This is a genomic window from Hoeflea sp. AS60 (assembly GCF_038900115.1).
In the GTDB taxonomy this organism is placed as follows: domain Bacteria; phylum Pseudomonadota; class Alphaproteobacteria; order Rhizobiales; family Rhizobiaceae; genus Hoeflea.
Window position 1 is genome coordinate 378,422 of record NZ_JBBMQP010000002.1, and the last position, 22,386, is coordinate 400,807.

Sequence of the window (22,386 nt, forward strand, 5' to 3'; positions counted from 1 at the left end):
GATTTCAGCGTCTTGGCTTTAGCCAAGTGCTAGAAATCGCAAGTGAGGAGGATGATTTGGGGCATTGAATCTGACCCCCTCTCTTGCAAAATCTACGACTTAGCTGAAGCTAAGGTCATGATTTTGCTTTCTCCCCCACCAGGGTGGAGAAAGGGCCGGACGCAATAACCCGCACAAATCCACCCCCATTTCATCCACACACTCAGCACCCGTGCCATCATCTTTGCACTCCCGCTGCCGGATGGAGCCGCGAACGGTTCGGACCAGGCGGGGGGAACGCCCCTCGGGCCGGGCCGTAACGTGCGGCAAGGGCCTTGGGGAGGCGGAAACGATTGCAAGTTCCGCTGGCAGCGGTTCCCTTTTCGGGGAACGGCCAAGCCAGCCACCGGGACGGCCTCGCAATCCGCAGTCGCTGTCAGGCGAAGGGGCGGATTGGACACCTTACCGGGCCTGTGGCGGATGTCAGTGCCCAGTTGGCAAAGGCATGCGTGCCGGACGCGCAGTTTGAGGCAGGTTGCATGGTCCTTGTCCGGGCCGTGACGGCATGGCCGGTTTTCCGCCTGTCGGATGCGGACATCATCCGGCGAAATTCGGGCCCGCGCGCGGTTTGCGCCACCCATTTCACTTATTCCAGAGGCAAGAACCGCGTGCGGCCCTCCGGACTTCTCACCCAACCTCCCGATGGACCTGTTCCATGCGGGGCTCTCGGCATGTCCATAGAGAGGCCGTTCCAAAGTTCCGTCCACATATTGCGAACGCAGAGTGGTCAAAACGCAGCCTTCTATGAACGAAGCCGCGTGCCTATGTTGAGAGCAAGGAGACTGACCATGACCAACACCGCATTTCCAGCCCTGTTCATTTCCCACGGTTCGCCCGACACGGCCATTGCCGACACACAAGCTGCCGCCTGGCTCAAGCAGATGGCGGCTGACCTGCCGCGGCCGCGCGCGATTGTCGTCGCCAGTGCCCATTTTGAAGTCTCGGGCGGCGTTGCCGTCTCGGCTGATCCGCATCCCGAAACCATCCATGATTTCGGCGGTTTCGCGCCCGAACTCTACGCCATGCAGTATCCGGCACCCGGTGCGCCCGATCTGGCGCGGCGGATCGCGGACGATCTTCAGGCGGCGGGCTTTGCCGCTCGCGCGATCGACAAGCGCGGCTTTGACCACGGCGTCTGGGTGCCGCTGAAGCTCGCCTATCCCGATGCCGAAATTCCTGTCGTGTCGGTCTCGGTTGATCCGAACAAGGGCCCTGATTACCACTTCCGTCTCGGCCAGGCACTTGCAGGCCTCGGCGCCGAGGGTGTTCTGGTGATCGGTTCGGGCTCGTTCACCCACAATCTCGGCGAAGCGTTCAAGCGCTTACGCGTCGGCACCCGCGTGGCCGATGTGCCCGAATGGGTCGAGAGCTTTACCGGGTGGATGAATGCCAGGCTGGCGGCGAACGATGTCGAGGCCCTTCTCGATTATCGCAGTGAAGCGCCGTTTGCAGCGAAGAACCATCCGACCGACGAGCATCTTCTGCCGCTCTACGTGGCGATGGGAGCAGCGGGCGAGGGCGGGCATGCCCATCTCGTGCATGACAGCGCCGAGTTCGGCGTACTCGCCATGACCATGTGGCAATTTGATCCGGCTGTCGTGGCGCAACCCGCCGCCTGACGTGGACGACAAAACCGGCGGCATCAAAAAGTGCCGCCCGGGACCCGCCAATCGGAATTCGATGATTTTCAAGCGTTGCGACTTGGGGTAACACCAACGTCATGACCAAGACCGAAGCACCCCAATCCGATAGCCCCAAGGCAGACATTCTCCGCATTGCCATCGCGCAGTTGAACCCCACCGTGGGCGACATCAAGGGCAACCTCGCCAAGGCGCGTGAAGCCCGCGCTGATGCCGCCCGTCATGGCGCGGATCTGGTGCTGTTCACCGAGCTGTTCATCTCCGGCTATCCGCCGGAGGATCTGGTGCTCAAGCCGGCATTCCTCGCAAGCTGCCTGAAGGCGGTTCAATCGCTGGCCGAAGACACCGCTGATGGCGGCCCGGCAGTGATCATCGGCTATCCGCGCACTGAAGCTGGCAAGCGGTTCAACTCGGTCGCAGTGCTTGATGATGGCAAGCTGGTTACCAGTCGCGACAAGGTGGATCTGCCCAATTATGGCGAATTCGACGAGAAGCGGGTGTTCCATGTTGGCGAAATGCCCGGGCCGGTCGCGATCCGCGGTGTCCGGGTCGGTATTCCGGTGTGCGAGGATATCTGGGGCGATCTCGGCGTCTGCGAGACACTTGCCGAAAGCGGGGCGGAAATTCTGCTGGTGCCGAACGGCTCGCCCTATTACCGCGGCAAGGTCGATATCCGCCATCAGGTGGTGCTCAGACAGGTGATCGAAAGCGGCCTGCCGATGGTCTATGCCAACCAGATCGGCGGCCAGGACGAATTGGTGTTTGATGGCGCGAGCTTTGCCATGAACGCCGACAAGAGCCTCGCCTTCCAGATGAGCCAGTTCGAGGAAACGGTCTCGATCACCACCTGGAAGCGGCAGCCGGACGGTGGCTGGGCCTGCGCCAAGGGGCCGATGTCGGTGATCCCCGAGCGCGAGGAGGCCGATTACCGGGCCTGCATGCTTGGTCTCAGGGATTACGTCAACAAGAACGGTTTCCGCAATGTTGTGCTCGGCCTGTCGGGCGGCATCGATTCGGCGATCTGCGCCGCACTGGCCGTGGACGCGCTGGGCGAGGAGCGGGTGCACTGCGTGATGCTGCCCTACCGCTACACCTCAGAGAGTTCGTTCACCGACGCCGAGGCCTGCGCCGCAGCACTTGGTTGCCGCTATGACACGGTGGCGATCGAGGAGCCGGTGCAGGGGTTCCTTGCGGCTCTTGGCGACATGTTCGAGGGCACCGACGAGGGCATCACCGAGGAGAACCTGCAGAGCCGCTCGCGCGGCGTCATCCTGATGGCGATCTCCAACAAGTTTGGCTCGATGGTGGTGACCACCGGCAACAAGAGCGAGATGTCGGTCGGCTACGCCACGCTTTACGGCGACATGAACGGCGGCTTCAACCCGATCAAGGACCTCTACAAGATGCAGGTCTATGCGCTGTCGAGCTGGCGCAATACCCAGGTGCCGCCCGGGGCTCTCGGCCCGTCAGGCGAGGTGATCCCGCAGAACATCATCGACAAGGCACCGTCAGCAGAACTCAGGCCCGACCAGACTGACCAGGATTCGCTGCCGCCCTATCCGGTGCTCGATGACATTCTTGAATGTCTGGTCGAGATGGAAATGGGCGTCGAGGACATCGTTGCGCGCGGCCATGATGTGGCGACTGTCCACCGCATCGAGCATCTTCTCTACATTGCCGAGTACAAGCGCCGCCAGTCGGCGCCCGGCGTCAAGATCACCCGCAAGAATTTCGGCCGCGACCGCAGATATCCGATCACCAACAGGTATCGGGACAGGTAGGCGCGGGTAAAATTGATCTTGGGCAAGATCATTTCGAACAATGTGGCTGGGCACGACAAATGCTCAATCGTGAAACGAAACGATGATCAAGAGACCCGGATCAGAAGGGTGAAGTAATTTGAAATCGAAAGTTACATTGAAAACGGTAGTCCGAAATCCGGACTCAAGGCTTGGAATGCTGATTATGCTCGTGGCTGTGATCGCGCCATTCTTTGGTATTCTAAGCGATTTGAAGGATGGTTTGCTCTTTAATACGTATGAAATTGGGGCATTTGTAATGTGGTTCTCATTTTTCTGTATACCAATTTTTTTGCAGGTTTGATTCAGATGCGAAAAGGGATCCTTGATTTGAAAAAGTAGTTTTCCCTGGCATATTTCGTTCGTAGGAATTATTACCTATTGTGGGATATCGTGATATGATGGACGAAGAAGCACGGTCATGGGCTAACCTCGCGTTGGCTGAATTTAAATCTGGATAATCAAAATCATGCCCGTTCTTCATTTTCTGCGCGACAATGCCCGCTGGGTCGCGGGCGGGTTCCTGCTGACGTTCTTCTCGTCGTTTGGCCAGACCTATTTCATCTCGCTGTCGGCGGGCGACATCCGTAGCGAGTACGGGCTCAGCAATGGCGGGTTCGGCACGCTGTACATGATCGCCACACTGGCAAGTGCGGCGACGCTGCCGCAGATCGGCAAGATCGTCGACAGGATCAGCGTGGCCTCCACGGTGCTGCTGGCAGCTCCGATCCTGGCGATCGCCTGCGTGCTGATGGCCTGGTCGAAGTCGCTGGTGCTGCTGGTGGTGGCGATCTATCTGCTCAGGCTGTTCGGGCAGGGCATGTTCACCCACATTGCGATGACGGCAATGGGGCGCTGGTTTGCGGCGCAGCGCGGTCGGGCGATTTCGCTGACGGCCATCGGCGTCAATTTTGGCGAGGCGCTGTTTCCGATCAGCTTCGTCGGCGTCGCTGCGCTGATCGGCTGGCGCGGCTCCTGGCTGGTGGCGGCAGCTCTTCTGGTGCTGGTGGCACTGCCGCTGATCTACACTCTGCTCAAGCTCGAGCGGACGCCGCAATCTGTCGTGCAGGATCCCAATCGCCCGGTTGCGCGCGAGTGGACCCGTTCGGAGGTTGTCCGCGATCCGCTGTTCTGGGCATCGCTGCTGGGTGTGCTGGCGCCGCCCTTCATCGGCACCACCATCTTCTTCCATCAGGTCTATCTGTCGGAACTGCGCGGCTGGCCGCCAAGCGTGTTTGCAGCCTCGTTTGCCATCATGTCGGCCATGACCATCCTGTTTGCGCTGATCGCCGGGCAACTGGTCGATAGGTTCTCGGCAGTGCGGATTCTGCCGTCGTTCCTGATCCCGCTGTCGCTATCGTGCTTCGTGCTCGCATCCACCGATGCACCATGGGGGGCTTACGCGTTCATGGCGCTGATGGGCATATCCTATGGCTTCTCGTCCACCCTGTTCGGCGCGCTTTGGCCTGAGCTCTATGGCACCAGGCATCTTGGCGGCATTCGCTCTCTGATCGTCGCCTTCATGGTGTTTGCCACCGCCATGGGGCCGGGCCTGACCGGCGGGCTGATTGATGCTGGCGTGTCTTATCCCGGCCAGATCGCGGCCATGGGTGTCTACTGCGTGGCGATGATCGTGATCATGACACTGGTCAGCCGCAGAGCTCTGTCGCGCAGCAATGCGAAGACCTGATCGCATCATCCGCGCAGGAACTCTCGCCACACTCCAGGCGATGTCGGTGGCTGTTGACCGCTAGCGGATCAGCGAATTTGTGCCGGATTTGAGATCGAGATGCTCCGACTGGTCGGGCAGGAAAATCGGTCCCACCACCCGCACATCCTGACGGTCCTTTGTCAGCGGGCGTTCGGCGGTCGAGGCTGCAAGAACAGCAGCGATATCTTCCGATGTCAGACGCATCTCGCTATTGAGAACCGACTCCGGATCTTCGCCAGGATCAGGGCGGTTGAACGGACGGACCCAGGTTGTCACCGGCTCATCGCCCGTGTTGGTGCCCATGAGGATTGCCTCGCGGCGCTGCATTTCGTTGTAGAACGCCCGCATGTTGCAGCCGCAGGCCTTGCTCATCGGTGCGCTTGCGTTGCGGTAGGCGAAGGCATTCGGCATTTCGGTGTAGGGCTCTCGGGTGCGGGCGGAGATCATGTCCTCGCTCTCCTGACCGAGCGCATCATGGAAATAAAGCGCGGTCTTGGTGCCCGGGCACATCATCTGGCACGTTCGTTCGTCGCGGCCGAAATCGGACGGGGAGGCGGTTGAGGAGACAGGAAAGAAGAAGCCGTCGCAACTGCGCACGCACAGCGTCCGGTAATTGCCGCCGTATGATTTCGGTTCGATCACGATGCGAGCCGCAGTCTGCCGGGCGCGGGTGGTGCCCTGGTCAGCTTGATCGCCGTTGCCGATCACAGCGACCAGACCCGGGCTACGCTGTGACTTTGCTTTCAGCGCGGCCATCTTTCCCTTAAGACTGGCAGCTTGAATCGAGGACCGGTTTCCGTCGCAGTCGTTGGCGTCAAGGGCGGCTTGAATGCGCCGTTTGGCGAGCTTGTTGCCGCGATCGGCATAGGCATCGCGCTTGCGTTCCAGCTTGGCCAAATTGGCGCGCATCTTGGTGTAAGCGGCCGAAAGCTTGGCGCAGGCCTTGGCGTTCTGGCCACCCATCACGATGAAACTGCCCGATGAACAGCTAAAGCGGCTCAGATCGGCGACAACCTGATTGATCTGCACCGACTGTTGTTGAGCCGCCTCGGCGTAGCGCTGGTATTTTTCCGACGACCCGCTGCTGGACGAAGCATTTTCCAGCTGCGTCTTGAGCCGCGCGCAGACCGCAGAAATTTCTGCCGCAGCACTGGTCCCGGAAAGGGCGAGCACGAGCAAAGCCAGGAAACTGCGAAACCAGACGCGACGCATGATCAACTCCAACACATTCACAAAACATCGTCAGCTACCCAAGCCATAACCCAGATACCCTAACAGTTTTATACTAGCGCTTGAGCGTCTCAGCTCCAATCACACTTGAGTGTTTACCTTAACCGGCAGATTGGCGGCCGTTTGGCTGTCTGCCCGGAAGTGACGTGTTCACTCCGCTGATGAGGCTTCCACCACTGCCAGGGCCGCCATGTTGACGACGCCGCGCGAGGTTACCGAAGGCGACAGGATATGGGCGGGCAGGGCAGGTCCGAGCAGGATCGGTCCGACATGCAGCGCTTCTGTCATGGTCTTGACCACGCCGAGCGCGATGTTCGCAGAATCGAGTGTGGGGAAGACCAGCAGATTGGCTTCTCCGGTCAGGGTGCTGTCCGGCATCACGCGGCGGCGCAGAGCTTCGGAGATTGCGGAATCGCCGTGCATCTCGCCATCGACCTCGAGTTCCGGCGCAAGCGAACGGATGATCTTGAGTGCGCGGCGCATCTTGTCAGCACTGTCGGAATCGCGGGATCCGAAATTCGAGTGGGAGAGCAGAGCCGCCTTTGGAGCGATGCCGAACCGGCGGATTTCCTGTGCTGCCATGATCGTGGTCTCGGCGATTTCCTCGGCGCTCGGGTCAAACGACACATAGGTGTCGGTGAAGAAAGTCGCGCCGCGCTGGGAGATCAGAAGGCTGAGCGCGGAAAAATCAATCACGCCGTCGCGCTTGCCGATGATCTGGGAGACGTCGCGCAGATGGCGTGCATAGCGTCCCTCGAGACCGCAGATCAGCGCGTCGGCCTCACCGCGGCGCAGCGACAGGGCGCCAATGACCGTGGAATTGGTGCGGATGATGGTGCGGGCTGCTTCCGGGATCACGCCCTTGCGGCCGACGATCGAGAAATATTCATCCACATAGTCGCGAAACCGGGGATCTTCTTCGGGGTTGGTCACGGCGAAATCGACGCCGGGCCTGATCCGGAGGCCAAACCTTTGCAGACGGGATTCGATGATGCCCGGACGGCCAATCAGGATCGGCTCGGCGATTCCTTCCTCGAGCAGGACCTGGGCTGCGCGAAGCACCCGCTCGTCCTCGCCTTCTGCAAAGATTACCCGCTTCTTGGTGGCTGTCTTGGCCGCAGTAAACAGCGGCTTCATGATCAGACCGGAGCGGAAGACGAAGCGGTTGAGCTGATCGACATAGGCGTCCATGTCGGCAATCGGCCGACGGGCCACGCCGGACTTTGCCGCTGCCTCTGCTACAGCCGGCGCGATCCGGAGGATAAGCCGCTGATCGAAAGGAGAGGGAATGAGGTATTCCGGGCCGAACACAGGCGTTTCGCCCGAATAGGCGCGGGCGGCAATGTCGGAGGGTTCTTCCTTGGCCAGCGCGGCGATGGCGCGAACCGCAGCCATCTTCATCTCTTCATTGATGGTGCGCGCGCCGCAATCAAGCGCGCCGCGGAAGATGTAGGGGAAACACAGGACATTGTTGACCTGGTTGGGGAAATCCGAACGCCCGGTGCAGATCATCGCGTCGGGGCGGGCCGCGCGGGCTTCATCGGGCATGATTTCGGGCGATGGATTGGCGAGCGCCATGATCAGCGGACGCTCGGCCATGGTGGCCAGCATTTCCGGCTTGAGGACGCCTGCAGCCGAGAGGCCCAGAAACACATCCGCCCCGAAGATCGATTCGGTCAGCACCCGGTTGTCGGATTTCTGCGCATAGATCGACTTCCACTGGTCCATCAGCACTTCACGACCTTCATAGACCAGGCCTTCGATGTCATGCACCCAGATATTCTCTGGCTTGGCGCCCAGTGCGACCAGCAGATTGAGGCAGGCAAGTGCTGCAGCACCCGCACCGGAGGTAACGATCTTGGCGTCTTCTATGGTTTTTCCAGCCAGCTCGAGACCGTTGATGATGCAGGCGGCGACGATGATGGCGGTGCCGTGCTGGTCATCATGGAAGACCGGAATATCCATGATCTTGCGCAGTTGCTGCTCGACCTCGAAGCATTCCGGCGATTTGATATCTTCAAGATTGATGCCGCCAAATGTCGGCTCGAGCGCTGAAATCACGCTGACCATGCGATCGACATCGGGCGCATCGATCTCGATGTCGAAGACATCAATGCCGGCGAACTTCTTGAACAGGACGGCCTTGCCTTCCATCACCGGCTTTGATGCCAGCGGTCCGATGTTGCCAAGACCCAGCACGGCGGTACCATTGGACACGACAGCAACCAGATTGGCGCGCCCGGTATAGGCAGCGGCGGCATCGGGATTGTCCCTGATCGCCAGACATGGTGCGGCGACACCTGGCGAATAGGCAAGCGCCAGATCTCGCTGGTTGCCAAGCGGCTTGGTTGCCTGGATTTCGAGTTTGCCCGGCCGCGGATAGCGATGATAAAACAGCGCGTTTTCGTCGAGTTCACCGCTGGAGGGCTTGGGATCGCCGGCGCGCTTGTTGTCTGTGGAGGTCATCTGCGGCTCTTCTTTACTTCAAAGCATTAGGATGTGCCGGTCGCGGTCATTTCCGCAGGCATCGGGATTTTATTGTGGGAGACATGCAGCGGCATGTAATCTGATTCCACGGCTGGTGGCTCCAAGCCTGTCGGAATTCATGCAGTTCCCCCTCGACAAACCATTATAGCGGTCTGTTTCCGTTCTAGAGCCGTTCGGGAGCAAATGGAACCTGTTTGATCGTTCATTCAGGCCGCGCAGGCGACGGGCCTGTTATCCCCAGAGATCGACTGAGGGCGGGGATACCAGGGAGCCGGAATAGACAAGGCCCGGTGACCGGTCCTTCGCCATCAACAGAGGGCCGTCCAGGTCCACCCAGTCGGCGTCCTGTGCCAGCAGAACTGCGGGTGCCATGGCTAGCGATGAACCAACCATGCATCCGATCATCACACCAAATCCGAGTTCGCGGGCCCGATCTCGCATCAGCAACGCCTCTGTGAGGCCGCCGGTCTTGTCGAGCTTGATGTTGATTGCGTCATAGCGGTCGGAAAGTGCTTGCAGGTCGGCAAGGGTGTGGACGCTTTCATCGGCGCAAATCGGCACAGGATGGGGGATATGGGCAAGGATGTCGTCCTTGCCGGCAGGCAGCGGCTGTTCGATCAGCCCGATGTGAAGTTCGGCAGCCAGCAACAGGTGTTCGCGGATGTTGCTTTCATCCCAGCCTTCATTGGCGTCGAGGATGATCTCGGCCTGAGGCGCGGCACTTGCAACTGCATGCATGCGGGCTCGGTCATCGGAAGTGCCGACCTTGACCTTGAGCAGCTTCTGCGATGAGTGGGCGCGCGCTTCATCGGCCATGTCTGCCGGTTCGCCCAGTGAAACGGTGACTGCGGTGGGAACCGGTCGTGGGAGTATCCTGCAGGCACTCGAAGAAGCCCGCGTGCCACTCAGTTTGGCTTCCAGATCCCACATGGCGCAATCGACTGCGTTGCGGGCGGCGCCAGGCTTCATGGCGCTCTGCAGTTCCTGCCGGGTCATGCCGGCGGAAATTGCACCGGCGAGCGATTCGATTGCGCTCATTACACCTTCAACCGTTTCGCCGTAGCGGGTGTAGGGCACGCATTCACCCCGACCGCTGACGGCCCCATCCGTAATTGTGCACGTCACCACGTCGGCCGCAGTCTTGGCGCCGCGAGAAATGTTGAAGGCTCGCTTGAGCGGAAAACTGTCGATCCTGGCGCTAAGGTGTCTGGGCATTGCAACGGGTCCGTAAAAAAGGGTCGATAGACTGACATGAGAGGCGCTATTCCCGAACCTGTCCGGTGACAGGTCTGGAACGAGCCGCTATGTGTTGATCATGTTGACCAAACAGCAAAAAGATACAAGTGCCGACGCCCGCTCCGGGATTCCGGAAAACTCTCCGGCGCGACTTGAGCATCATGCCTCAAGTGACGGGGAAAGACTTGTTCTTTCGGGAGACTGGCGGCACGCAGCGATTTCCGGCGTGTGCGGCAAATTGCTGGAAATTCAAGGCAGCCTTTCGGGCAAGCCGCTGGAAATCAATCTGGCGGATCTCGGGAGTTTCGACACCGCCGGTGCGTGGCTGGTGCGCAAGACCATGCTTGCCGCCAGATCAAGTGGTGCGGATGTCGAGCTGGTGGGGGCGTCAGAATCGGTCGCGGCGCTGATCGAGGCAATTCCTGACATGGTGGATAAGCCTTCCGCCGAACCTGCAGACCTGCCACCGCGGTTCGAACGCATGTTCTCGCCGGTCGGCAAGGCGATGTATGAACTCTACGACGATTTCATCGCCTCGCTCTACATTCTGGGATCTGCTGTTCGCGGGGCGCAGCTCAAGCTGAACCGGTCGGCGGGCATTTCGCCGGCTGCGATTGTCACCCATATCGACCGCATGGGCGTTCGCGCCGTGCCGATCATCATGCTGATGAGCTTCCTTATTGGCGCCATCATCGCCCAGCAGGGTGCTTTTCAATTGCGCTACTTTGGCGCGGAAGTTTTTGTCGTCGATCTTGTCGGTATCCTGCAATTGCGCGAGATCGGCGTGCTTTTGACCGCTATCATGATCGCAGGCCGGTCGGGCAGTGCGATCACGGCCGAGATCGGCTCGATGAAAATGCGCGAGGAGGTCGACGCGCTCAAGGTGATGGGGCTCAACCCTATCGGCGTGCTGGTGTTCCCGCGTCTGGTGGCGCTGACCGTGGCCTTGCCGCTGCTGACAGTTGTGGCAAATTTCGCGGCGCTGGCGGGTGCGGCTGCGGTGTCATGGAGTTATTCGGGGATCACGCCCGATGTCTTCATCACACGGTTGCGCGAGGCAATCGACCTCTCGACGGTGACGTCGGGCATGATCAAGGCGCCTTTTATGGCGCTGATCATCGGGATTGTTGCCTCGGTCGAAGGCATGAAGGTCGGCGGCAGCGCTGAATCGCTGGGTCGCCGCGTAACGGCCTCGGTGGTCAAGTCGATCTTTGTGGTGATCCTCGTCGATGGCCTGTTCGCCATATTCTACGCCGCGATTGATTTTTGAGGCCGACCCGATGACTGAGAGCAACAAGACCGAGCCGAAAGAGCGTGAAGTGATCCTGTCGGCGCATGACGTTACCGTCGCTTTCGGTGACAATGTGGTGCTCGATAATCTCGATCTTGATGTCTATCGCGGCGAGATCCTTGGATTTGTCGGCGGATCGGGGACCGGAAAGTCGGTTCTGATGCGCTCGATCCTGCGGTTGATACCGCGCCAGAGCGGCGTGATCCGTATGCTGGGCGAAGACTATGACAAGGTTGGAGACGCCAAGAAGATCGAGCTCGATATGCGGCTCGGGGTGCTGTTCCAGCAAGGCGCGCTGTTTTCGTCGTTGACGGTGCGCGAGAATATTCAGGTGCCGATGCGCGAGTATCTGGATCTGCCGAAGGCGCTGATGGATGAGCTGACCGAACTGAAGGTGGAAATGGTCGGGCTGGCGCCGGATGCAGCGGACAAATATCCATCCGAATTGTCGGGCGGTATGATCAAACGTGCAGCGCTGGCGCGCGCCTTGGCGCTCGATCCGGACCTGGTTTTTCTGGATGAGCCGACATCGGGACTTGATCCGATCGGTGCTGCGGAGTTTGATGAGCTGATCGCTCAGTTGCGTGACACGTTGGGCCTTACGGTCTACATGGTGACCCATGATCTCGACAGCCTGTTCTCGGTCTGTGATCGTATCGCCGTTCTGGGTCAGAAGCGCGTGCTTGTGGAAGGAACGATTGAGGACATGCTTTCATTTGACGATCCATGGGTTCAGTCCTACTTCAAGGGGAAGCGGGCGCGGATGATCCCTGACCGAAACGCAAAGCAAGACAGTGGCGCGCAGCGTTCAAGCGGCCAGAAAAGCGAAATGAACTGATGGAAACGCGTGCCAACTACGCCATTGTCGGCTTCTTCACCCTGCTGGTGATGCTGTCGGCTTTCGGGTTCGTCTACTGGATGGCGCGTTTCGGCAATACCGGCGAGACGGCGCCTCTGGTCGTGCGTATTCCTGGTTCCGCAAACGGTCTCTCCAACGGCTCCGCAGTGCGCTTCAACGGCATCCCCTATGGCGTGATCCGGCGCATCAGCATCGATCCTGACAGCCCGGATTTCGTGATCGCCGAGACCACCGTTCAAGCGGATGCTCCGATCTACACCGACACCCGCGCGGCGCTGGAAATTCAGGGCCTGACCGGCTCGGCCTATATCGAACTTCAGGGCGGTTCGCCGAGCAATCCGAACATCCTGACGCGGGCGCGCGAACTCAATCAGGTGGCGGTGATTGATGCCGATCCCTCGGGCGTGACCAACCTGCTGGCCACGGCTGACGACATTCTCAACCGGGCCAACCGGGTGATTGGCGAAGTCGAGGGTTTCATCAAGGATGCACGCTCGCCGTTGACGGAGACGTTGAAGAACACGGAAGTCTTCACCGCGGCGCTGCGCGACAATGCCGATGGTATCGACGGATTCCTCAAGAGCGTGGGCAACCTGGCGGAGACCGTCAAATCTCTGTCGGGCCGCATCGATACCGCTCTTGCCTCGGCGGAGGACCTTCTCAACTCGATTGACACCGACAAGATCGACCGGATTCTGGGGAATGTCGACAAGGTGACCGCAGATGTCGCCAGCGCTTCGGGCGAAATCACCAAGACGCTCGAGAGCTTCAGCAAAGCAGCGGATTCGCTGCAGACATTCGCCGCTGATGCCGGCGCCTCACTTGAGAAGGTCGACAAGCTTGTCTCTGCGATCGATCCGGCCAAGGTCGGCGATACGATGGACGATATCAGGGCCGCCAGTGCGGATGCCCGCAAGGCGCTCAACGATGCGCGTGGCGTGGTTGAAACCTTCAGCGCCAGGAAAGACGATTACGATCTCATCATCACCGACGTCAAGGAATTGACCAGCAAGCTCAACGCTGCCTCGACGCGTGTCGATGGCGTGCTTGCCAAGGTCGACGGTTTCCTCGGCGAAGGGGATGCGTCATCCCTGATTGCAGATGCGGAGGCAACGCTCAAATCGTTCAGGGATGTGGCCGACATGCTCAACTCTCGCGTCGGACCGATTGCCGACAATCTTCAGCGCTTCTCCGGTTCGGGCCTGCGCAATGTCGAAGCTCTGGTCAACGATGCACGGCGCTCGATCCAGCGGATCGAGCGATCGGTCTCGACAATCGAGCAGGATCCGCAGCGGCTGATCTTCGGCGGCGAGACCGTCAAGCAATATGACGGGAGAAACCGGCGTTGAGCCTTTCAATCCAGTGTCGAAAGACATAAGTTAACAAACAGCTAATGGGCCGGGTGTCGGCTGCGAGGAGTGGTGTAAACGTGAAAGCGGGTCGATGGATTGTTGCAATGGCAATGGCTACAGTTCTGTCCGGCTGCGCTGGCGGTGTTTTGTCGTCTCCGCCACCGGACACCTACGGGCTTACCGCAGCACCTGCAGTGACGGGCCAGGCCTCGCGCAACCGGCAGATCCTGATAACTGAACCGAGCGCACTTAAGGCGCTCGATAGCGAGAAGATCGTTATTCGACCGAACCCGTCGGCGATCGAGTATCTGGCGAACTCGCAATGGTCAGACCGGCTGCCAAACATCGTGCAGGACAAGCTGGTTCAGGCATTCGAGAATTCCGGCCGTGTCGGCGGTGTCGGCCGTCCGGGAGACGGGTTGGCGATCGATTACAAGATCATTTCCGCCATCCGCGCCTTCGAGATCAAGGCGGACGCCGGCGAGCAGGCGGTTGTCGAGATATCGGCCAAGGTTCTCAACGACCGCAACGGTGTTGTGGTGGCGTCGAAGGTGTTCCGTTCGACTTCACCAGTTACCGGAACCGGAAACGCGGCCTATGTCCGCTCGCTTGATCGCGCGTTTGAGACAGTGGTACAGGACATGGTCGGCTGGACACTGTCACGGATCTGATCGCGGGCTGAACAGGCTAGACTCGGACAGAGATCGCGATTTCTTTCATTCATTCAGATGTTAGGAGCTCAGTCTTCGTCTTTGTACGAGGGCGAGTTCCGCTGCGGCTGTCGGGTGACAGGGACGCGCAGATCTGCGGATGTCATAACGACCAGCAAAGCCAGGTAACTGATGGCCGCGGCCACGGCCGGGATGATCAGTGCCGGATATCCAAAGAACCAGATGGCGCTCAGCCACAAGAACACGATGTTGACGATGAACATCACCTTTTCGGTCTCACTGCCCCGCCATGCGGCCCAGCCGAGGAAACCGATAATTGCCATATATGCCATTACTGCCAACGCCATTGTCACTCTTATCCGTTGTTTTCGCACGCCCAAACATGGGTGCTGGTTTGGCTCAAGGAACCGTCTTAAGGTCTATTTTCACATAAAACCCGCCGGGCTGCCACTGCGAGACCCACGTCAAAACGCCGCATTCCAAGCTCCCTTACGAAGCAAGAGGCAGCGCATTGGGTTAGCCTGGCGGAGCGTTATAGGCCTCGGTGCGGTGCACGGCAGCCGGGCACTCTCGCAGATCTGGGGACAGTGGCGGCGTTGCCGGGCTGAACTGGCAGCGATTGGCTTCAGGCGTGCTCCAGTATGTTGAGCAGACTGCCCAGCGGATCACGCACATAAAACCGGCGCACACCCCAAGGTTCCAGAACCGGGCCATATTCGATGCTGATGCCGTTCTGCTCCAGCCGTTTGACGACCTCGTCAAGGTTGTCGACCTCGATGGACACGTTCGGCACAGCGGTGCCCGATCCGCCTTCGATGGCTATACTGAGCTGCGGCATGCTGGCGCCGCTACCGGTCAATGTCGCAATCCAACCATGGTCCATGGCAATGTCCAGATCGAACATGTCGCGATAGAACGCCTTGGCCGTTTCAATGAGCTGAGGATCGGCAGCGATGTTGGCAACGATGCGTTTGACGGCCATGACCATTCTCCAGGTTGGCCCATTCGGGCGGTCGAAACTGGTTCAGCCGTTCAGCGGCCACCCTGCGGAGACAAGCTCAACCGTATTGCCATCAGGATCGGTCACGAAAACGCCACGCCAACCCGCCCAGGCGAACTGTTCGATCCGGTAGCTGATCTCGGCAGCGTCGAACCAATTGCAGGCTTCCAACTGATCCGCCTGGCTCAGGCTCAGGGCAATATGGTGCAGGGTTGAGGTGCCGACCTGAGGATCGCCGCGTTCGGGATTAAGGTCATCATCAAACAGGGCCAGCACCGAGGTGTGACCTTCGACGCCGTTTCCCAGCCGGAAGAAGATGATCCCGCCACGGTCTGCGAGAACCACGAGACCCAGCGTGTCGCGGTAAAACTCTGTCATGGCGGCAAAGTCGATACACCGGATTGCGATTTCACCCAGACCCGAAATTGAAAAACCCCGCTCTCTGGCGGGGATTTTCGTCGTTGGTCTGTCAGTTGTCATCGTCAGCCCGTACTTCGCTCAGTCCTTGCCGAAGCGGCCGCTGGCGTGGGCCAGCATGGTGTAGACCTTGCCGGTATCCGACGTCAGGTACGTCTGGGTCATCATGTTGTCGCGGTCGTTGCGCGCGACATCCGACAGGAGCTTTTCAAAGTCTGCAATGTAGCGATCGACCGCATCGCGGAACTCTGGCTCGCGGCCGTATTTGTTCTTGATCTCTTCAAAGGTCTGCTGACCCTTGAGCGTGTAGAGGCGGCGGGTGAACACATCGCGTTCGCCGCGCTGATAGCGCCGCCACAGATCAACCGAGGCGTCATGGTCGATGGCGCGGGCGATATCGACAGACAAGGAGTTGAGCGATTCCACGACATGGCGCGGGTTGCGCTCTGGCGTCCGGGTTGCGACCGGAGCCGGGGCAGGTGCCTGTTCCTCGCGGGAAGCGCCCCGCAGCAGATCGCTGACCCAGCCGTCGCTCTTGGCGGGTGCTGCGCCTGCAGGTTCCAGGCTGCCGCGCAATGGTGCGCGCTGTGCCTGGGGCTCAGGGCGCGGAGCAGGAGCTGGCTGCTCCCGACGCGGTGCGCGCTGTTGTGGCGCCGGCGCGGGAGCCGGAGCCGGCTGTGCAGCTGCACGAGGGGCGGGAGCACGCGGAGCGGGTTCGCTGACCTCGGTTCGATAGCCCGACTGGCCGACGATCTGCGAGAGTTCCTGCAGAGCCTTGATCTGGTCGGAGACGGCGCGGCGCATCGCTGCAGCGCTTTCGCGGGTTTCCTCGGGAAGATCAAACGCACCGCGCTTGAGTTCGCCTCTCGTGTCTTCGAGTTCCTTGCGGATGCTGGAAGCGGACTGGCGGATCTCTTCGGTCGCGCCAGAGAAGCGCGAGATCGCATCTTCGATGGCCTGCTGCACGCTTTCGCGCATCGAGCCGGCCACCGCGTTGGTGCGGCCCTCTGTGGCGCTGAGCAGCTTGTCCGCATCCTCGACAGCATCGCTGACGCTGCGGCGCATCGCGTTGGCAGCGGACTGTGCACGGCCCTCTGTGGTGCTGAGCAGCTTGTCGGTATCCTCGACAGCATCGCTGACGGTGCGGCGCATGACGTTGGCGGCGGCCTGTGCACGGCCTTCGGTTGTGCCGAGCAGCTTTTCAGCGTCCTCGACGGCTTCGCGAATGCTTTCGCGCATCAGGCCTGCGGCGACATGGGCCCTATCTTCTGTTTCGCCCATCAGCTTGCCGGCATTTTCAGCGGCATTGCGCAATCCGCCTTCAAGCCGCATGGCCGAGCGCTTGGAAAGATCTTCGGCGCCGTCGAATGCCTTGGCGATAATCTCTTCCAGCGAATGCATCGTCGTTTCGATCTGCTCGGAGCGGTTGACCAGTCCAAGCGAAAGTGACTGCAGTGCTTCGCGGCGTTCTTCCAGCGTTGTGGCAAGATTGGATTGCGCAGCGCCGAGAAGATCGGACGCAGACGCCAGAACCCGTGAGTGGTCGTCGAACCGGCCGGCAATGGCGCCAACCTGATTGAGGGTCCGGCTGGAAATGTCGGTAAGCCGTTCGACCTTTCCGTCGAGCAGACGGGCAGAGCCGGACAGCAGTTCCGCAGCCTTTTCGGTGGACGCGGATATCTCCGCAGAGGTCTGTGTCAGCTGCGTATTGGCACCGCCAAGCATGGTCGCGGCCTTGGCAACGACGCTCGAGATTTCCTCGTTGCTGGCGCCAAGGCGCTCGAGAAGCTCGCCAACACTGCCGCTGAGGCTCTGATTGACGGTTTCGAGGGCTGACAGTGTTTCGCTGGTGCGGTTCGTGATGGCGTTGATCATCGCCGCGTTTTCCGCGCGCAGGCGATCGGTCGAGCTCTGCGTGACTTCCGTCAGACGATTGGCAAATTCCTCGCCGCTGGCAACGTAGCGATCAACCAACGGACGGGCCTGCTCGTCAATGACGCGAGACAGCTCGGCAGAGCGGCTTGCCAGCATGGAGTTGAGTTCGCGGGTCCGCTCATCAAGGGTCGAGTGAACCGATGTGGCGCGGACATCCATTGCCTGCTCGGCTTCAACCAGCCGCTGGATGATCGACACGGCCTTCTGGTCGAGCGCGTCTCCAAGCGAACCGGTCTGGGCGACCAGGTTCTTGCCGGATGCGGCGAGACGGGCGTCGATGGCGTTGGTCTTGTCGTCCAGCGTGGTGACAAGTTCGCTCGCGGTCTGTCCCAGACGCTCGGAGATTGCGCCGGTCTCGCTTTGCAGACGAGCCGCCAGTGATTCTGCCTGGGCAGCGAAGCGGGTCTCGGTTGCATCAAGGGTGCCCGAAATGGCGTCTGCCTGCTTGCCGACAGTTTCGCCGACACGCTCGACAAGATCACTGATCCGGCCGGCTTCGTCGCGGAGCTCGGTCGCGCCGTTGGAAATACGGCTCGCGATGGCTTCGGCATGGGCGGCCAGATTGGCGGTGCGTTCATCGACATGGCTGTCGAGCCGCTCGACAAAATTGCGTGCCTGCTCGTCCATGCGACCGGCAAATCCGGTGCCGACCGACTGAAGCGTTTCGCCGGCCTTGAGCGCTTCCGCGTCAAGGTCGAGTGCAGCCTGGGAGACAGCTTCACGCAGCTTGGCTGCGAGGCCTGTTGCCTTGCCCTCAATGGTCTTGGAAACGGAACCGAGCCCGATTTCAAGCATGTTGTTCATCGTTGTCAGGCGCTCATTGATGTGATCGGTGCCCTTGAGGAAGGTGGCATCGACGCGATCGGAGGCGCTGTTGGACAGTTCGGCGAAGCGCTGGCCTTCGACGTCAAGAGTAGCGGCCAAGCGCTCGGATGCCTCAAGCATGCTCATCTGAACCGCACTGGTGCGTTCGGTCAGCACGCCATCCATTGCATCGGCTGCCTGGCTGACGGCGGTGCCGAATATGCCGGCACGTTCGGCAAGCTTGAGGTCCAGAGCTTCAGCACTTTCGGCAATCGAACCGAAGAGGGCGGCCGAGCGTTCGTTCAGGCTCGTATCGATGCGCGCCGCGCCAGCTTCCAACGCCCTTTCGAGCGCTTCGGTGCGGCTTGCAAGGGTGCTGTCGATCTGCTGGGTGACATTGAGAGTAGAGTTTTCGACGCGTTCGGCGACGCTGGATGTCGAGGTCTCGATGCGTTCGGCACCGCTGGCAAGCGCCATTTCCAGCGCGTAGGTGCGGTCTGAAACCGTCGTGTCCATCCGCTCTGCAATATCGGATGCGGATGCCGTCAGCTGGTCTGCGCCGGATGCAAACGCTTTTTCCAGCGCCTGGGTGCGGTCTGAAACCGTTGCGTCCATCCGTTCGGTAATATCGGCTGCGGATGCCGTCAGGCGGTCTGCACCGGTTGAAAGCGCGGTTTCGATAACACGGGTGCGGTCGGTAACCGTCGCGTCCAGCTGTTCGGCAACGCCGGTTACCGATGCTGTCAGGCGATCAGCACCAGCCGCAAGCGCTGTTTCCAGTGCCAGGGTGCGGTCCGAAACGGTGGTATCCATACGCTCGGCAATGTCAGAGGCGGATGCCGTCAGGCGGTCTGCACCGCTAGCAAGAGCTGTTTCGAGTGCCAGCGTGCTGTCGGAAACCGTTGTGCCCATGCGCTCGGATACGCTTGAAGCGGTGGCTTCAAGACGTTCGGCCGCATTGTTTGTGGAGGTCTCGATGCGCTCGGTGACGGAGGCGGTGGTTTTCTCGATACGCTCGGCGCCAGAGCCCAATGTGGTTTCAAGGGCCTGGTTGCGGTCAGACAGGGTGGTGCCGATGCGGTCGAGGCTGGCAGAGAGGATCCCGTCCATGGCGCTTGTGCCGCCGTTGAGGGTCTCATTGATCTGGGCCAGGCTTTCGGAAAGCTTGGTGTCGAGATTGCCGGCGCGACTGTCAAATGCGGAGGTGAATTCGCCGACCCGTTCGTCAAACGCCGAGGTGATGCGCCCGATTGTGGATTCGAGTTTTTCCTCGAAAAAGCCGGAGCGCAGGTCGAGATCCATGATCGCGTCGTCGGCGCTTGACTTGAGCGCCTGGCTGAAGCTCGAGCCCTTTGCATCAAGCGAGGAGTTGAGCGATGCGAGCGTTTCCTCGAGGCCTGAGGAAATCGCCTGCTGGCCTGCAAACAGGCTGTCCGAAATCTCGCGGGTGCGGGCGATGAGGGTCTCGTTGAGCTGACGGGCACGCTCGCCCAGAGCCGCATTGAGCTTTTCGGTATTGGCGTCGAGTGTCGATGCCCGGGTTTCGAACTCCGACAACAAGGCCTTGCCGCGATGGTTGAGCTGGACATTGAGCATTTCCAGCCGCGTGTCGAACTCGTCGGTCAATTCGCCGCCGGAAGTCCTCAGCGTTGTCATCAGCGCTTCGGTGCGGCCTTCGAGCATGTTTTCCAGCTCGCGGCTGGTTTTGCTGGTGCGTTCCTGCAGGGCAGCCGCACGGGTTTCCATAAGCTGGGCGAAAGCCTCTCCCGACGTCGAAATACGGTTCGAGATTTCCTCGCTCGCGGTCGTCAGTTCTTCCTTGAGCTGCTCATGAGCGCCGGCGATCGAGGCGCGAATGCGCTCGGCGTGGCTGACGATGGAATCGCGCTCGCTTCCGAGTTCCTGAACAAGGCCACGGACGCGCATCTCGTTGTCGGAATAGCTGCGCTCGAGTGCGTTGACTTCGGAATGGACAAGTGTCTCGAGTTCCGAGGCGCGCGCAATGGTGCGCTCAATGCCCTCGTTCATGGCCGAGACTTCGCGGCGCACAGCCTGGCCGACGGTGAGGATGCGGTCTCCGGCAACGTTTTCCGGTTCAGCAAGGCGAAGTGCCACTTCGGCCATCGAACGGGCCGCAGACCGCATCTCGCGGGCGCGGGCCATCATGATAGAGAACGAGAAGAACACCATGATCGGGATGATGATTCCGACCAGCAGGCCGATGGCTGCCGGCATCGCCAGAAGATCAGCCATGGAGCGGATCTGCCAGATTGCCGGTGAATAAAGCAGGTTGGCCAGGCCGATGCCGCCAACGCTCCAGAGCACTGACAGGATGACGGCGTTGCGGAAAGCGCCGCGGCTGGAACGGCCTTCGAGCGTGCGCAGCAAACCGGCCGTGTTCTTGCGGCTGTCGTCGTTGGCAGGCGCCATCGGGCCTGCGGGCGTGAAGGGGGGTGTCGGTGTTCTTGGCGCTGTGTTTTCGCCCGGGACCGGTTGCTGGGATTGAGTCGAGGCCCGAGGTGTTGCGCCTGCGCTCTTGAGTTCGCGGGCGGCATTGGAAACCTTGTCTTCCAGCTCGTCCAACGAAATATCATCGAGCACACCGAGGCCGTCATTGCCCAGATCGATTTTCAAAGCGTCTTCAAGCGCTTCGAAAGTCTGCTCTTCAATGGTCTTGTCCGCTGGTGTCTTACTCATGCCACTCAAGCCTCATTACTCCAAACAGGGTTCGCGCATGTTCCCCGTCATTTTCGCACTCACAGATCAGCGCACCGGGCGCGCTCGTGACGTGCGACGAGACCCGGAAAACAGCTTTCCGGCCCCTTAAACTACCAATTAAGTGACACACGCGGCTCCAATTCACAAATGAAACCGGTGGGATGGCCCCTGAATCCACTGGTTTTTAACGCTCGCCTGTCTCAAAAAGATGCACAAACGTCAATGAAACGCCACATTTACGGGTCGTTAACCATTTCAACAGGTTTCGTGGCTCGCACCCTCGAGATGTTTACCCGATCTAGAGACTGCGTGCGGCATTGTTGTCCCACTATTGTCAAGCAAAGGAAAACCGCCATGGCGGCACTTGGTATCGCGTTCGAAGTTCAGGAATTAAACCCTCAGCCGCGCCCATCGGGTGGCAGGCCGATCGATCTGGTGCATCTTGCACGCCAGACCGGCGGTGACAAGTCGCTCGAAACAGAGGTTCTGGCGCTGTTTGCGCGTCAGGCGCGGCAGGCTGTGGCCCAAATCGGCAATCTGGAACAACAGGCACGCTCCGAACTGGCACACAAGCTTGCTGGTGCGGCAAAGGGAGTAGGGGCGTCCGATGTGGCCCGCTGCGCCTCTGCGGTTGAGCTCGAGCCTGGCAACTCGGCAGCGATTGCAGCGTTCACCAAGGCGGTTGTCGACGCGGACAACTTCATTGTCGGGCTGATGCGCTGAAGCTTCCTACGATTTCTGCCCGGAAATCGGCAAATTGGAAAACCATGCCGCGAATCGAGGTCGCAGGGTGGTTTTCATTCTTGCCTCACACAGTCCAGCGTGTATGAAAGCCTCATATCCCTGAGACTATGCCAGAGGCCGTAATGACCAAAATCACCCTCGTCGCTTTTGACGGTACGCGTTTTGATGTTGATGCCGAGAATGGCTCGACCGTGATGGAAAACGCAATCCGCAATTCCGTTCCAGGCATCGAAGCCGAATGTGGCGGTGCTTGCGCCTGCGCAACCTGCCATGTCTATATCGATGAAAAATGGACCGAGATTGTCGGTGCGCCGGAGCCGATGGAGGAGGACATGCTCGATTTCGCATTCGACGTGCGTCCGACCTCGCGGCTGTCCTGCCAGATCAAGGTTCGTGATGAACTTGACGGTCTGGTGGTCAATGTGCCCGAGCGGCAGGCCTGATTTCCCTCAT

General features: G+C 60.1%; 16 protein-coding genes. 9 read left to right on the top strand and 7 right to left on the bottom strand.

Going from position 1 to position 22,386, the window contains the following annotated elements:
- Window positions 1-827 precede the first annotated feature (827 nt).
- From WNZ14_RS12105 to WNZ14_RS12115, 3 genes are all read left to right on the top strand, one after another.
- A complete protein-coding gene (locus WNZ14_RS12105; protein ID WP_342868910.1) occupies window positions 828-1,658 on the top strand; it encodes a class III extradiol ring-cleavage dioxygenase in 831 nt (276 codons plus the stop codon).
- Window positions 1,659-1,759: 101 nt separating this feature from the next.
- Window positions 1,760-3,460 (top strand): NAD+ synthase, encoded by a 1,701-nt coding sequence (locus WNZ14_RS12110; protein ID WP_342868911.1) that lies wholly within the window; start codon window positions 1,760-1,762, stop codon window positions 3,458-3,460.
- 487 nt (window positions 3,461-3,947) lie between these two features.
- Complete coding sequence (locus WNZ14_RS12115) at window positions 3,948-5,168, top strand: MFS transporter (RefSeq protein WP_342868912.1); 1,221 nt, start codon at window positions 3,948-3,950, stop codon at window positions 5,166-5,168.
- A gap of 60 nt (window positions 5,169-5,228) precedes the next feature.
- On the opposite strand, the gene WNZ14_RS12120 is transcribed toward WNZ14_RS12115, so the two are convergent.
- The 3 genes from WNZ14_RS12120 to dgcA all read right to left on the bottom strand — a co-directional run bounded on the left by WNZ14_RS12120 (window position 5,229) and on the right by dgcA (window position 10,121).
- The gene (locus tag WNZ14_RS12120) at window positions 5,229-6,401 is read right to left on the bottom strand and encodes a DUF2865 domain-containing protein (protein ID WP_342868913.1); all 1,173 of its coding nucleotides are present in this window, start codon (window positions 6,399-6,401) and stop codon (window positions 5,229-5,231) included.
- A gap of 168 nt (window positions 6,402-6,569) precedes the next feature.
- A complete protein-coding gene (locus WNZ14_RS12125; protein ID WP_342868914.1) occupies window positions 6,570-8,885 on the bottom strand; it encodes an NADP-dependent malic enzyme in 2,316 nt (771 codons plus the stop codon).
- 252 nt (window positions 8,886-9,137) lie between these two features.
- Window positions 9,138-10,121 carry an N-acetyl-D-Glu racemase DgcA gene (dgcA, locus tag WNZ14_RS12130; protein ID WP_342868915.1) on the bottom strand — a complete coding sequence of 328 codons (984 nt, stop codon included), beginning with the start codon at window positions 10,119-10,121 and terminating at the stop codon, window positions 9,138-9,140.
- 100 nt (window positions 10,122-10,221) lie between these two features.
- On the opposite strand from dgcA, the gene WNZ14_RS12135 reads away from it, so the two are divergent.
- The 4 genes from WNZ14_RS12135 (at window position 10,222) to WNZ14_RS12150 (ending at window position 14,315) form a co-directional block, all read left to right on the top strand.
- Window positions 10,222-11,412, top strand: coding sequence for an MlaE family lipid ABC transporter permease subunit (locus tag WNZ14_RS12135; protein WP_342868916.1), 1,191 nt, complete (start codon window positions 10,222-10,224; stop codon window positions 11,410-11,412).
- Between the two features lie 10 nt (window positions 11,413-11,422).
- Window positions 11,423-12,271 carry an ABC transporter ATP-binding protein gene (locus WNZ14_RS12140; RefSeq protein WP_342868917.1) on the top strand — a complete coding sequence of 283 codons (849 nt, stop codon included), beginning with the start codon at window positions 11,423-11,425 and terminating at the stop codon, window positions 12,269-12,271.
- Window positions 12,271-13,641 carry an MlaD family protein gene (locus tag WNZ14_RS12145; RefSeq protein WP_342868918.1) on the top strand — a complete coding sequence of 457 codons (1,371 nt, stop codon included), beginning with the start codon at window positions 12,271-12,273 and terminating at the stop codon, window positions 13,639-13,641. Before WNZ14_RS12140 ends, WNZ14_RS12145 begins: the two co-directional genes overlap by 1 nt.
- 107 nt (window positions 13,642-13,748) lie before the next feature.
- Complete coding sequence (locus WNZ14_RS12150) at window positions 13,749-14,315, top strand: ABC-type transport auxiliary lipoprotein family protein (RefSeq protein ID WP_342868919.1); 567 nt, start codon at window positions 13,749-13,751, stop codon at window positions 14,313-14,315.
- Window positions 14,316-14,383: 68 nt separating this feature from the next.
- Here the strand turns inward: WNZ14_RS12150 and WNZ14_RS12155 are convergent, their stop codons facing one another.
- From WNZ14_RS12155 to WNZ14_RS12170, 4 genes are all read right to left on the bottom strand, one after another.
- The gene (locus WNZ14_RS12155) at window positions 14,384-14,662 is read right to left on the bottom strand and encodes a hypothetical protein (RefSeq protein WP_342868920.1); all 279 of its coding nucleotides are present in this window, start codon (window positions 14,660-14,662) and stop codon (window positions 14,384-14,386) included.
- A gap of 278 nt (window positions 14,663-14,940) precedes the next feature.
- A complete protein-coding gene (locus tag WNZ14_RS12160) occupies window positions 14,941-15,297 on the bottom strand; it encodes a VOC family protein (protein ID WP_342868921.1) in 357 nt (118 codons plus the stop codon).
- Window positions 15,298-15,339: 42 nt separating this feature from the next.
- Window positions 15,340-15,795, bottom strand: a complete 456-nt coding sequence (locus tag WNZ14_RS12165; protein WP_342868922.1) for a VOC family protein — start codon at window positions 15,793-15,795, stop codon at window positions 15,340-15,342.
- Between the two features lie 18 nt (window positions 15,796-15,813).
- The gene (locus WNZ14_RS12170) at window positions 15,814-21,168 is read right to left on the bottom strand and encodes a hypothetical protein (RefSeq protein ID WP_342868923.1); all 5,355 of its coding nucleotides are present in this window, start codon (window positions 21,166-21,168) and stop codon (window positions 15,814-15,816) included.
- 375 nt (window positions 21,169-21,543) lie between these two features.
- Between WNZ14_RS12170 and WNZ14_RS12175 the strand changes: the two genes are divergently transcribed.
- Together WNZ14_RS12175 and WNZ14_RS12180 are read left to right on the top strand one after the other, a co-directional pair.
- The gene (locus WNZ14_RS12175; RefSeq protein WP_342868924.1) at window positions 21,544-21,912 is read left to right on the top strand and encodes an Hpt domain-containing protein; all 369 of its coding nucleotides are present in this window, start codon (window positions 21,544-21,546) and stop codon (window positions 21,910-21,912) included.
- 143 nt (window positions 21,913-22,055) lie between these two features.
- Entirely contained in the window at window positions 22,056-22,376 is a 321-nt protein-coding gene (locus WNZ14_RS12180; RefSeq protein WP_342868925.1) for a 2Fe-2S iron-sulfur cluster-binding protein, read from the top strand.
- Window positions 22,377-22,386: the final 10 nt, after the last annotated feature.

Bases quoted from the DNA above. Each gene is read 5' to 3' on its own strand.
- WNZ14_RS12110 (WP_342868911.1), top strand. From the start codon at position 1,760: ATGACCAAGACCGAAGCACCCCAATCCGATAGCCCCAAGGCAGACATT.
- WNZ14_RS12105 (WP_342868910.1), top strand. From the start codon at position 828: ATGACCAACACCGCATTTCCAGCCCTGTTCATTTCCCACGGTTCGCCC.
- WNZ14_RS12180 (WP_342868925.1), top strand. From the start codon at position 22,056: ATGACCAAAATCACCCTCGTCGCTTTTGACGGTACGCGTTTTGATGTT.
- WNZ14_RS12115 (WP_342868912.1), top strand. From the start codon at position 3,948: ATGCCCGTTCTTCATTTTCTGCGCGACAATGCCCGCTGGGTCGCGGGC.
- WNZ14_RS12125 (WP_342868914.1), bottom strand. From the start codon at position 8,885: ATGACCTCCACAGACAACAAGCGCGCCGGCGATCCCAAGCCCTCCAGC.
- WNZ14_RS12150 (WP_342868919.1), top strand. From the start codon at position 13,749: ATGGCAATGGCTACAGTTCTGTCCGGCTGCGCTGGCGGTGTTTTGTCG.
- WNZ14_RS12160 (WP_342868921.1), bottom strand. From the start codon at position 15,297: ATGGCCGTCAAACGCATCGTTGCCAACATCGCTGCCGATCCTCAGCTC.
- dgcA (WP_342868915.1), bottom strand. From the start codon at position 10,121: ATGCCCAGACACCTTAGCGCCAGGATCGACAGTTTTCCGCTCAAGCGA.
- WNZ14_RS12145 (WP_342868918.1), top strand. From the start codon at position 12,271: ATGGAAACGCGTGCCAACTACGCCATTGTCGGCTTCTTCACCCTGCTG.
- WNZ14_RS12120 (WP_342868913.1), bottom strand. From the start codon at position 6,401: ATGCGTCGCGTCTGGTTTCGCAGTTTCCTGGCTTTGCTCGTGCTCGCC.
- WNZ14_RS12135 (WP_342868916.1), top strand. From the start codon at position 10,222: ATGTTGACCAAACAGCAAAAAGATACAAGTGCCGACGCCCGCTCCGGG.
- WNZ14_RS12140 (WP_342868917.1), top strand. From the start codon at position 11,423: ATGACTGAGAGCAACAAGACCGAGCCGAAAGAGCGTGAAGTGATCCTG.
- WNZ14_RS12170 (WP_342868923.1), bottom strand. From the start codon at position 21,168: ATGAGTAAGACACCAGCGGACAAGACCATTGAAGAGCAGACTTTCGAA.
- WNZ14_RS12165 (WP_342868922.1), bottom strand. From the start codon at position 15,795: ATGACAACTGACAGACCAACGACGAAAATCCCCGCCAGAGAGCGGGGT.
- WNZ14_RS12175 (WP_342868924.1), top strand. From the start codon at position 21,544: ATGGCGGCACTTGGTATCGCGTTCGAAGTTCAGGAATTAAACCCTCAG.
- WNZ14_RS12155 (WP_342868920.1), bottom strand. From the start codon at position 14,662: ATGGCGTTGGCAGTAATGGCATATATGGCAATTATCGGTTTCCTCGGC.